Consider the following 536-nt stretch of genomic DNA (forward strand, 5'->3'; position numbering starts at 1 on the left):
TTCAACAGGCGGCTCATCCACAGACCACCCATCAACAGGCAGACATAGCCCGTTCCAATGGTAAGGACATACAGTCCCGTCACCGCTTCAAGCGGCAGCGGCAGGGGCAGCAACCACCAGTTCAGGAAAAACAGCACGAACCCGACGGCAAATGCTGTCCAGATTCTCCCCCAAGTGATTTTCTCACCCTTGACACCCTTCGTACCCAGACAGGACAAGGCAAGCAAAAGGACGGAAAACAGCTTCGTGTAGAGAATGGAATGGAACAGCCCCGCCGTGCGGTCGAAGTTCAGAAGGATTTTGTCCACCACGCCGATGTTCACGCCCCACAGCCGGATGGCTTCGTAGCAGAACCAGTACACGTTCATGACCACTAAAATGATACTCACGGCACGCAGAAAATCCATGATTTTCGCCAATGCCCTCAAATCGTCTTCTTGTTGTGACATACATTGATTTTTTAATTGTTGATACTCTGATTACATACCCAAGCCCTTGCGTTTTTTCTTCTTTTTGCGCTTCATCGCCCGGATGAA

At 50.6% G+C, this 536-nt stretch carries 1 protein-coding gene; it reads right to left on the bottom strand.

Annotated elements, in window-relative coordinates:
* Nucleotides 1-449, bottom strand: a 449-nt coding sequence (locus tag DW947_RS21415; RefSeq protein ID WP_182422704.1) for a YWFCY domain-containing protein, incomplete at its 3' end; no start/stop codon positions are given.
* Nucleotides 450-536: the final 87 nt, after the last annotated feature.

The sequence above is a fragment of the Bacteroides sp. AM44-19 genome (assembly GCF_003603395.1).
Taxonomy (GTDB): domain Bacteria; phylum Bacteroidota; class Bacteroidia; order Bacteroidales; family Bacteroidaceae; genus Bacteroides; species Bacteroides uniformis.